Origin of the sequence: Microcystis sp. M20BS1 (genome assembly GCF_020245305.1) — a bacterium.
Classification (GTDB): domain Bacteria; phylum Cyanobacteriota; class Cyanobacteriia; order Cyanobacteriales; family Microcystaceae; genus Microcystis; species Microcystis ichthyoblabe_A.
Window position 1 is genome coordinate 1 of record NZ_JADBUZ010000173.1, and the last position, 11,193, is coordinate 11,193.

Genomic DNA, 11,193 nt, shown 5'->3' on the forward strand with positions numbered 1-11,193 from the left:
TAAATCCTTATCTGGCAAGGGATTTAATTGATTAGTTCGCTCTAGATCGAAAATAATTAACAAAAATCGCTAAATGCCTTTCTATATAAGGGTTCCATCCCTTATAACCCCCGTTCATTGCATAACATAAACCGAAGAGCCCTAATCGCTAACCTTAAAACAGTTAGTAGTCGCTTAATTAGACAAGAATTTCCAGATTTGGCGGCAAAGTATTTCGACAACAAACCCTATTTTTGGGCGGGAGCTTATTTCGTGGCTAGTTGTGGCGACGTTACTGTCGAACAACTAAAAAAATACGTCGAGAACCAAAACTCCCCAAAAGTGGAAAGGCTACTGCGTTAGTTTCATTCTGGTCGCGATTCATCTCCCGTTAACCGCTACGCAGTTTAACGGGAGTCCTCTCGCGACCTTGAGATAGGGGTGAGGGGTGGGGCAGATTTTTCAGGGATCGGTAAACAGTAAACAGTGAAAATACTCCTCACTTAATACCGCTTACCGATCACCGATAACTTAATTATTGGCCATTACCCAATTAACTAGAGTGCGGACGGGAAAACCAGTGGCCCCGGAATTATTAACGCCATTTTCTTTATCGGACCAGACCGGTCCTGCGATATCTAGGTGGAGCCAGGGAGTATTATTAATGAATTGCTTCAAAAATAAAGCGGCTGTAATGGAACCGCCGGGGCGCGGGCCGGTGTTTTTCATATCGGCAATTGGAGACTTCAGACCCTCGAAATATTTTTCTTCTAGAGGCATTGGCCAGAATTTTTCGCCGGCTAATTTAGCGGCCTCTTGGAGTTGAGCAGCGAGACTCTCATCGCTACTCCATAAACCGGCAATATCGTCCCCCAAAGCGATGACACAGGCCCCAGTTAAAGTGGCTAGATCCACGATCGCATCTACCTCTAATTTTTCCGCAAAAACCAAGCCATCGGCCAGGGTTAATCGTCCCTCGGCATCGGTGTTATTGACTTCAATAGTTTTGCCGTTAGAAGCGGTTAAAATGTCCCCGGGGTGCATAGCGCGACCACTAATCATATTTTCCGTAGCCGGACAGATAAAGTGTACTTCCACTTCTGGCCGTAATTGGGCGATCGCCTTGGCCGCGCCTAGGGTGGCGGCACCACCCCCCATGTCCATTTTCATGGTTTCGATGCCACTGCCGGCCCCTTTAATATTCAAACCGCCGGAATCAAAGGTTAAACTTTTGCCAACGATTGCTAGTTTACGTTTCGGGGTTCCTTGGGGTTTATAGATTAAATGGATGAATTTCGGGGGAATATCCGAGGCTTTGGCTACTCCTAGGAAGGCTCCCATACCCAAGCTTTCGCATTCTTCCTGTTCCAGAATATTAAGACTTAATCCGTATTCGCTGGCAATTTGCTCGGCGGTTTCTGCCATGGTTAGGGGGGTGACGGTGTTCGCGGGAGCATTGACTAATTCTCTGGCCAGAATCACCCCAGAACAGATCTGCTCGGCCTTGGCGATCGCAGATGCTTGCTCTCCTAAACCCAATAACTCGACGGTTGCTAATTTGGCTCCTTTTTCCTCCTTAGTGGACTTGAAGCGGGTATCCTGATGATTGGCCAGCAGCAGCCCTTCCGTGATTGCTCCGGCGGTGGCGGACTGATCCCCAACTACCGGTAAACTGATGGCCAGAGCTTGGCTTTTTTGTTGTTTGGCCAGACGAGCGATGGCGGCGGCCGCTAGACGCAGGGTTTGCAGGTCGAAATCGGCAGTTTTTCCCAATCCCACCAGGATTAATTTGCGAATCGGACCCCCACCACCTAGACGAGTCGCCGCACTGCTGCCTAATTTTCCCTCGAATTCCGTCTCGGAGATGAGATCCTCTAGGATTCCCCCCAGTTTATCGTTCAATTCTGCCAATTCTCCTGCAATCTCTATGGCTCCTTCTGGTAAACCTAGGGCTAAAGTATCTCCTGTCCAAGTAAGGAGCGAGGTGTCAGTCGATCGAATATCCATTCTTTATCTCGATAATTCTTTGCAAAATGCTTCTATTAATCACTATACTGTAAGCTCTATCAGTGGCTGTCTTATTCTTTTTGTGATAAGTTTAACTTATATAGTAGTGATCGATCTCTGTGTCCTTTGTGTCTGGAGTGGTTCGTTCCACTCACTCGCCCATAAGACTGTATCTTAACGTCAGTTCGGGATAAGGGAATTTTGCCATAGCTTCCACGAAAGAATAGGAGTTTCAGGCTACGGTAGCATCAGGGTTTTAGCTTATCCCGAACTGAGGTTACCTACTTAACTGGTAACTGGTAACTGATAACTGAATCAATGCGTTATCGACGATTTGGCCGTACTAATTGGCAATTTTCGCTGTTTTCTCTGGGGACAATGCGCTGTTTGTCCTCAGAGTCGGTGTTTGCCGCAACACTCGATCGCGCCCTAGAATTGGGGATTAATCACCTAGAAACGGCCAGAGGTTACGGTAATAGCGAAGTTTTTCTCGGTCGCTACCTGCAGCGTCAAGGGGTGCGGGAGCGGGTTTATCTGACTACGAAATTAGTCCCCACTCCCGATCGCCAAACTATGGAAAAAGCGATCGCCGAATCCCTAGAACGATTACAATTAAATTACCTCGATTGTCTAGCAATTCACGGTATTAACACCCGCGAGCATTTAAACTGGATTAAAGACCCCCAAGGCTGCATGAAAGCCGTTTTTATGGCCCAAGAAGCTGGAAAAATCGGTCATATTGGCTTTTCTACCCATGCACCCCTAGAAATTATTCTGGAGACGATCAATACAGATTTCTTCGCTTTTGTCAATATCCATTACTATTTTTTTTGGCAAAGACAGCAACCGGCGATCGCTTTAGCCCAAGCCAAGGACATGGGTGTGTTTATTATCTCCCCTGCTGATAAGGGAGGTAGTCTCCACAGACCTCCCAAGAAGCTAGAGGAGTTATGCGCCCCTTTTTCACCCTTAGAGCTAAATTATCGCTTTTTATTGAGCGATCCGCGCATTACTACCCTCAGCGTCGGGGCAGCGATACCAGAGGAATTAGAGGCAATTATCAACGTATGTGAAGGAGATCAGCCCCTAGATGCGGCAGAAATTGCCGTTTTTAAGCGTTTAGAAGCACATTTAACCGATAAATTGGCTACAGATTTATGTAGCCAATGTTATCAATGTTTACCCTGTCCTGAAAATATTAATATCCCCGAAGTATTGAGACTACGGAATCTGGCAGTAGCTTACGAAATGACCGATTTTGGCCAGTATCGCTATCGAATGCTGGAAAATGCCGGTCATTGGTTCCCCGGACGCAAGGCCAATAATTGTACTGAATGTGGTGATTGTTTACCTCGCTGCCCAGAAAAATTGCCGATTCCCCAGCTGCTATTTAATACACACGAACTACTTAACGGTCCACCGCAACGGAGATTGTGGTCATCTTAGGACGAAACCCGAAAAAATTTTTTTTGGGGATCGTCAAAGTGTAAAAACTATCTTAAGATTAACAGGTAAGAGAATTAACTTTCTTGAATTTAAAGAGACAAAAAACAAGAAATAGATTAAGGAGTAAAGGATATGGCACTCGTCCCCATGCGGTTATTGTTGGATCACGCGGCTGAGAACGGATATGGCATCCCCGCTTTTAACGTAAATAATATGGAGCAGATCCAAGCGATCATGCAAGCGGCGGCAGCCACCGATAGCCCCGTTATCCTGCAAGCTTCTCGCGGTGCGCGCAAATATGCAGGGGAAAACTTCCTGCGTCACTTGATCACCGCCGCGGTGGAAACCTATCCTCATATCCCCATCGTGATGCACCAAGATCACGGTAATGAACCCGCCACCTGCTATTCGGCGATCCGTAACGGTTTCACCAGCGTCATGATGGATGGTTCCTTAGAAGCGGATGCTAAAACTCCCGCCACCTACGAGTATAACGTTAACGTTACTGCTGAAGTAGTAAAAGTTGCCCACTCGATCGGTGCTAGTGTGGAAGGGGAACTCGGTTGTTTAGGTTCCTTAGAAACCGGTAAAGGAGAAGCAGAAGACGGTCACGGTTTTGAGGGAGAATTAGATCACTCGATGCTGTTAACCGATCCCGATGAAGCGGTGGATTTCGTCGAAAGAACCCAAGTAGATGCTTTAGCAGTAGCCATTGGTACTAGCCACGGCGCTTACAAATTTACCCGCAAACCCACCGGCGAAATTCTCGCTATTAGCCGTATTGAAGAAATTCATAACCGCTTACCCAATACTCACTTGGTTATGCACGGTTCTTCCTCGGTTCCCGAAGATCTCCTCGAATTAATCAACCAATTCGGTGGCGCTATCCCTGAAACCTACGGTGTTCCCGTGGAAGAAATCCAAAAAGGCATCAAGAGTGGTGTGCGTAAAATCAATATCGACACCGACTGCCGTTTAGCAATTACTGCCGCAGTTCGTGAAGCACTATTCAGCAACCCGAAAGAGTTTGATCCCCGTTCCTTCCTGAAACCCTCGATCACCTATATGCAGAAAGTTTGTGCCGATCGCTATCAACAATTTGGTACCGCCGGTAACGCCAGCAAAATCAAACAAATGTCCCTCGATGACTACGCAGCCAAATATGCTAAAGGGCAATTAACCCAAGTCAGCAAAAAAGTTGTGGCTGTCTAGTGGCTGAACAATTAAGCGATCGCTTAATAGCGCCGATCTAGTAGAATTTTTTGGGGTAGTTAACCATAACTACCCTCTTTTTTATGGCAATGCCTTCAAGGGAAAGAGTTACCAGATAAGAATCGATTTCAGAGAAAAGACTATACTGAAAATAATCAGCAGATCAGCACTGGATTTATAAGAGAAGCAAGATGAGAAAAAAATCGTTGTGGGCGGGATTATTGGTGGGATTTTGGTTTTGTCTGACTTGGATGGCATGGACACCCACAGCAGCCGCCTTTAGCGAAGAACAAAAATTACTACTGCAATCTTGGCGATTAGTCAACCAATCCTATTATGATGACACCTTTAATCATCAAAACTGGTGGCAGGTGCGGGAACAATTCATCAAAAAACCCCTCAACGATCGGACGGCGGCCTATAATGCGATCGAACAGATGTTAGCCACTCTCGATGAACCTTTTACCCGTCTCTTGCGACCGGATCAATACCATAACCTACAAATTAGCACCACGGGGGAATTATCGGGGGTAGGACTGCAAATTAATATCAATCCTGACAATGGTTACTTAGAAGTGGTTGCCCCCCTTGCTGGTTCTCCTGCTGAGGCCGCTGGTTTAACTAGCCACGATCGCATTTTGTTTATTGATGGCATCGATACCACTACTTTAACCCTCGATGCGGCAGCAGCCAAAATGCGCGGGACACCCGGAACAGAAGTTTCCTTAGTCATTCTTCCCTATCAAAAAAGTCAACCAAAAACCCTATCTTTAACCCGTCAACGCATTTCTTTAAGTCCAGTGGTAGCGGTTTTAGATAAAAATTCTAGTTCCTTGCCCATCGGTTATGTGCGCTTAAATCAATTTAGTGCTAACGCTGCCAAAGAAGTCTCGGAAGCAGTGACGAACCTACAAAAACAAGGAGCCAAGGGTTATATTTTAGATTTAAGAAATAACCCCGGTGGTTTACTGCAAGCGGGCATAGAAATCGCTCGGATGTGGATTAATCAGGGAACGATCGTTTATACGGTTAATCGCGAGGGAATTGCCGATAGTTTTGCCGCTTCTGGCAATGCTTTAACCGACTCGCCTTTAGTCGTTTTAGTCAATCAGGGAACCGCCAGTGCCAGCGAGATTTTAGCTGGAGCATTACAGGACAATCAGCGAGGGGTTTTAGTGGGAGAAAAGACTTTCGGTAAGGGATTAATTCAGTCCCTATTCGAGTTACCCGATGGGGCAGGATTAGCGATTACCGTGGCGAAATATGAAACTCCCGCTCACCATGATATTCATAAGTTAGGAATTATGCCCGATCAAGTGGTGGCACAGGAACCGATCACCTATGAGGAAATCGGCACCGAAAAAGATAGTCAATACCAAACGGCAATTCAGTTTTTAAACCAGAAGACCGTTTTAGCCAAAGCTTCCTAAGTGGGGTTTTCAGTTATCAGTTATCAGTTACCAGTTATCAGATGCGAGTTTTCAGGATTCTTCGTTACTTGGTCTGCTTCGATCGGGTGGCATAAATCGACTAAATTCTTATCTGGCAAGAGACTTAATTGATTAGTTCGTTAGAGGGGGAAAATAATTGACCAAGATCCCATCAATGTCTTTCTATATAAGGGTTTCATCCCTTATAACCCTCTCCATTGCCTAACACAAACAAAAAGAACCGTTTTCAGTTTACTGTTTACTGTTTACTGGACGGCTACGCCGTGCCTTTGGCAACACTGAAAAAACTTCCCACACCCCACACCCGACGGCATAGATCGAACAAATTAGCCATTTTTTCCATCAATATCTAAATTAAGATGAAAACCTGTTTGATTTGGAGAGAATGCTAACATCGATTAGAATTTTCCCAGTCCGGGTTTTTCAGCCTTGCAACCTTAACTCATCCTTGATTTTACTGCCATGCAGAGATATATTCGATCGCCCCTAGCCTTAACCCTGAGCATCAGCCTCTTAGCTAATTTTTTAACCGCTTGTAATAATGCCCAAACCCCCGATAACACTGCCTCTAGTCCCACCACCACTGCTCCCGGTGATGAGGGACTAAAATTAGGGGCTTTACTGCCCATTACTGGAGATTTAGCCGCTATTGGTCAAAATATGCCCGAAGCAGCCGCCCTAGCGGTGGAGACTATCAATGCCTGTGGTGGAGTCAATGGCAAACCCGTCACCCTGGTGAAAGAAGATGACCAAACCGATCCCGCCGCCGGTGCTTCAGCGATGACCAAACTAGCGGAGGTGGATAAAGTAGCTGGTGTGATCGGTTCCTTTGCCAGTAGCGTCTCGGGAGCAGCCGTCGATGTGGCGGTGAGAAATAAAGTTATGTTAGTCTCTCCGGGTAGCACCAGTCCTGTATTTACTGACAGGGCGAAAAAAGGCGATTTTAAAGGTTTTTGGGCGCGGACGGCTCCCCCTGATACCTACCAAGCTCAAGCTTTAGCAGTCCTAGCTAAGAAAAAGGGTTTTCAAAATGTGGCCACCGTCGTGATCAATAACGATTATGGAGTCGGATTTGAACGGGAATTCGTGAGCGCTTTCGATAAATTAGGTGGCACGATCACTAATAAGCAAAATCCCGTCCGTTATGACCCGAAAGCTGCCACTCTCGATAGTGAAGCGGCGGCTGCCTTCGCTAACCAACCGGATGCTGTAGCGGCAGTCCTTTACGCTGAAACGGGCAGTTTATTGCTACAAGCGGCCTATAAACAGGGGTTGACCAAAGGAGTTACCGTCCTCCTCACTGATGGGGTTTATTCGGAAGATTTCACCAAACAGGTGGGCAAAGGAACCGATGGTAAGTCAATTATTGCTGGGGCCCTAGGCACTGTCCCCGGGGCCGACGGTCAAGCTTTAAGCGCTTTTACTAGCCTCTGGAAAGAAAAAACTGGCAAGGATGTCACTGCTTTTGTTCCCCATACTTGGGACGCGGCGATTTTATTGATGTTAGCAGCTGAGGCGGCTAAATCTAACACTGGTGAAGGGATTCAAAGCAAGATTCGTGAGGTGGCTAATGGTCCTGGGACGGAAGTAACCGATGCTTGTCAAGCCATGGAAATGATTCGCAAAGGCGAAGATATTAACTATCAGGGGGCCAGTGGCAATGTGGATATCGATGAAAATGGCGATGTGGTCGGTAGTTACGATGTCTGGACTGTTAATGATGACGGCACTCTCAAGGTTATCGATCAGGTGACACCTAATCAGTAAGGGACTTGCGTAGGAATAATATCCCAGCCAGAAAATCGCTCTGTAGAAGAACCAGACCAGCCAGATGGCACATTATCAAAGCGCAAGTCCCTAACACCTCAAAGGCTCTCCCCCTACTTAGGGTGATCAGCAAACCTGATCGATCGGAGGGCGCAAGCATTGCGCCCCTACAGTAACGGATTTTGTCCACAATGTAGGGGCGAACTGCGTTCGCCCAAAAGGTACATTATCAAAGCGCAAGTCCCTAATCAGTAATCAGTGATCAGTGATCAGGAGTCGGTCGTCAGGAGATATGATGATAGGGTTTTGGGGTGATAGGGTGATAGGGATTTAGGGAAATTTCAGCCAAATGCTCCACTTCCCCACTACTTCACTACCCCACTTCATAATTCATACTTTGTGCTTTTTGTCAAAAAAACTTTTTTTTTGCAACAAAACTACACAAAAAAAAGATCATCGTTGTGGGTGAAATTGACTCATTTACCCGTCTTGATTAGGATTACCTTCTAGGTGTAGTGAGGGTTTCAAGCGTTGCTGTCCAAAAAAGCACAGAACAGCCCACTATGAAATTCAGTAAAATCGCTGTAACCATGATAACATCGTTGTTAAATAAAAATCTTTCTCAATTAATTTTTAAGAATTTGTAAATATTGCGGAATGTTAATTTAAATATTCTCAAGTTTTTGGCATCAATCAATAATTTTTACTTATCTTTGACCAATATCGGGTTAGGAGTCAGAAGTCAGGAGATAGGAGATTATTTTTATTTATTCTTCCCACACCCCACTTCATAATTCCCAATCCATCACTGATGACTGAAAACCGAGACAGTTTTCTGAGGACTTTTTTTATTGGTGGGAACTGGATCGGGGTCATTTTCTTCCCTGGCCACCCGGATTAAGAGGGCGGCTAAAAAGAGACTGGCTAAACTGGAACTGCCGCCATAGCTAAAGAGAGGGAAAGGTAGGCCCGTAGTGGGTAAAGAACCAGTAGCCACACCGATATTTAACAGAGATTGACCGATTAAAATTACCATCGCCCCGATCGCCACTAATTTTTTGATGCGATGACGACATTTAACCGCCACGATCAGGGCGAGAGTAGCGTAGAGAAATAGCATGATTAACAGTAAAATACCGCCAATAAAACCAAATTCCTCGCCAAAGACAGCGAAAATAAAATCCGTATCTGGGAAGGGTAGATAAAATAATTTTTGTTGGGATAAACCGTAACCGCTGCCAGTGGTTCCGCCAGAACCGATCGCCAGTAAACTCTGCACTAATTGATAACCATCACCCCGGGGATCCTGCCAGGGGTCTAGGAAAGATAAAATCCGTTTTCTCTGGTATTCGCGGAAAGTAACACTGACCACGGCCATAGTTAAACCCAGTAAAGCGGTGCTGGTCATGTAGGATAAAGGCAGACCGGAGGCAAGAGCGATCAGCCAGAGAGTTATACCACACAGAGCAGTGGTACTCAAGTTAGGTTGTAAGAGGATGCCGGCTAGAATTAGTCCAAAAATAGCGATCCAAGTTAACCGTTGATTGACATTTAAACGCGGCCATCCACCGAAAACCGCCGCTCCTTGCAGGACGAGAAACGGTTTCATAAATTCCGACGGTTGCAAGAGAATCGGCCCGATTTTAATCCAACGGGTGGCACCATTGATATTAGCTCCCAAACCGGGGATGAGAGTGATCAAAATTAATCCTAAAACTAATAAAATCATCCAGGGGGCGATTTTGAGTAGTTTCTCGATCGGCAATCGCACCAAGAAATTAAAGCCAATTAAGCCAATCCAAAGCCAGATTAATTGGCGGATAAAATAGTATAGTCCGTTATCAAAGCGACTGTCAGCCAGAGCGTAGGAAGCAGAAAAAAGCACGACTAACCCGACTAACAGCCACAAAAAAGTCATCCAGCGCAATAATCGCGCTTCGGCTGACCAGTTTTTCACATCGGGGTCAAAAATAGGGATAATATATTGCCACACGGAGATTTTTCGCAAAGAAGTATCTTGCACAGATTAACCAAAAGGACTAGGCTCGATCGCAGTTTGTTCCACTATCCGACGGCGACATGACCGATTAAACCCGCATTTTCACCGTGCCATTCTAGGGTATCACCGATCGCCTGACCGTCGTGATAGGCAGCCAAGAGAATTTCCGCCGTTTTCCCCCAAACAATATTACCCTGACGATCAAGGGAAATCATGCCCAGATCCCGACCATTAGTTTGGGATTCGTGCATCGATTTCTCCACGGCAGCGGCGAGGGAAAAACCATCGGTGACGCGAATGACCACTTTAGCGGCTAAACACTCATCGATAATATCTTCCCCGACCCCCGTACAGCTTACTCCGGCCCATGGATTGGCATAATTGCCGGCCGGCATGGCACTGTCACTAACGCGACCGATTCTTTCTAATCCCTTACCTCCGGTAGAAGTTCCGGCGGCGATGTCTCCTTGTTGATCAAGAGCTACTACCCCGATAGTTCCCCGTCGCGCTGAGGAGTCGGCGAATAAACGGGCCATTTTGCGATTAAAATTCGTCTTTCTTTCCTCCATCCATTCTTGAATCCGATAATCGGTTAGGGGATCATAGAGGGGAATTTGTAATTCTCGGGCCAGATCTGCAGCCCCAATTTCCGAGAGAATGCGATCCTCTTGACTTTGGAGAAATTGAGCCAGGCTAATGGGATTCTGTACCCGCGAGACGTTAATGACACCGCTTAAACGCTGGTGACGACCATCCATCAAGGCTGCACTCATTCGCACCTGACCGTCCGATTGCACCACCGAACCAGTCCCAGCATTAAATCGCGGTTCATCCTCCAGTAACATACATCCTTTTGTCACCGCTTCCACAGCACTAGCACCATTGTCAAGGAGGTTGTAAATATTCTTGACAATCCCCCGGAGAGAATCGCGCACTGATTCTAAACCACCTTTATCCTCTAGGGAACTCGCTCCCCCATGAATAATTAACTTCGCATTTACTCTGGTCATCGAAAAATTGAGTCCGAAACCCCGTCTCTTGAGGACGGCTTTGCCATTAAATAGTAGCGCATTTACACCATCTATCTTGACTTCCCCTTTAACAAAAGGGCATAAACTGTACTGTCAGCTGCCCGCGCATTTAAATTGCTTAACAGCTTATCAAATATTTTTTCGGCATTTTTATTTGAATTAGGGTTTGCTGAATAAGTACGGGCGAAGCATTCGGATAGAAAATCTACCTTTTCACCGATAGGTTATTGTCCGAATGCTTCGCCCCTACAGGACGCGGGCCGATGAAGACGCAAGGTTTTGAACGACGATTCTCTCAAAA

7 protein-coding genes and 1 pseudogene are annotated in these 11,193 nt (G+C 46.2%); 5 read left to right on the forward strand and 3 right to left on the reverse strand.

All coding sequences use genetic code 11. The annotated features are described in order from the left end of the window. Positions 1 to 141: 141 nt before the first annotated feature. Positions 142 to 342 (forward strand): annotated as a pseudogene (locus IM507_RS16890) (IS200/IS605 family transposase); the annotation flags it as partial. 168 nt (positions 343 to 510) lie between these two features. Here the strand turns inward: IM507_RS16890 and IM507_RS16895 are convergent. Then, positions 511 to 1,986, reverse strand: coding sequence for a leucyl aminopeptidase (locus IM507_RS16895; RefSeq protein ID WP_123230346.1), 1,476 nt, complete (start codon positions 1,984 to 1,986; stop codon positions 511 to 513). A gap of 318 nt (positions 1,987 to 2,304) precedes the next feature. Here IM507_RS16895 and IM507_RS16900 point away from each other — a divergent pair, with 318 nt between their 5' ends. The 4 genes from IM507_RS16900 to IM507_RS16915 all read left to right on the forward strand — a co-directional run bounded on the left by IM507_RS16900 (position 2,305) and on the right by IM507_RS16915 (position 7,862). After that, positions 2,305 to 3,432: an aldo/keto reductase gene (locus IM507_RS16900; RefSeq protein WP_287637378.1), complete on the forward strand. Its 1,128-nt coding sequence runs from the start codon at positions 2,305 to 2,307 to the stop codon at positions 3,430 to 3,432. Between the two features lie 132 nt (positions 3,433 to 3,564). Then, positions 3,565 to 4,644, forward strand: coding sequence for a class II fructose-bisphosphate aldolase (fba, locus tag IM507_RS16905; RefSeq protein WP_002751568.1), 1,080 nt, complete (start codon positions 3,565 to 3,567; stop codon positions 4,642 to 4,644). A gap of 191 nt (positions 4,645 to 4,835) precedes the next feature. Further along, on the forward strand, positions 4,836 to 6,074 hold the full coding sequence (ctpA, locus tag IM507_RS16910) for a carboxyl-terminal processing protease CtpA (RefSeq protein WP_287637379.1): 1,239 nt from the start codon (positions 4,836 to 4,838) through the stop codon (positions 6,072 to 6,074). Positions 6,075 to 6,557: 483 nt separating this feature from the next. Beyond that, the gene (locus IM507_RS16915) at positions 6,558 to 7,862 is read left to right on the forward strand and encodes an ABC transporter substrate-binding protein (protein ID WP_002736331.1); all 1,305 of its coding nucleotides are present in this window, start codon (positions 6,558 to 6,560) and stop codon (positions 7,860 to 7,862) included. A gap of 805 nt (positions 7,863 to 8,667) precedes the next feature. On the opposite strand, the gene IM507_RS16920 is transcribed toward IM507_RS16915, so the two are convergent. Both IM507_RS16920 and IM507_RS16925 read right to left on the reverse strand, forming a co-directional pair. Further along, the gene (locus tag IM507_RS16920) at positions 8,668 to 9,855 is read right to left on the reverse strand and encodes an FtsW/RodA/SpoVE family cell cycle protein (protein ID WP_002738027.1); all 1,188 of its coding nucleotides are present in this window, start codon (positions 9,853 to 9,855) and stop codon (positions 8,668 to 8,670) included. 71 nt (positions 9,856 to 9,926) lie between these two features. Then, positions 9,927 to 10,871 carry an isoaspartyl peptidase/L-asparaginase gene (locus tag IM507_RS16925; protein ID WP_104397859.1) on the reverse strand — a complete coding sequence of 315 codons (945 nt, stop codon included), beginning with the start codon at positions 10,869 to 10,871 and terminating at the stop codon, positions 9,927 to 9,929. Between the last annotated feature and the right edge of the window lie 322 nt (positions 10,872 to 11,193).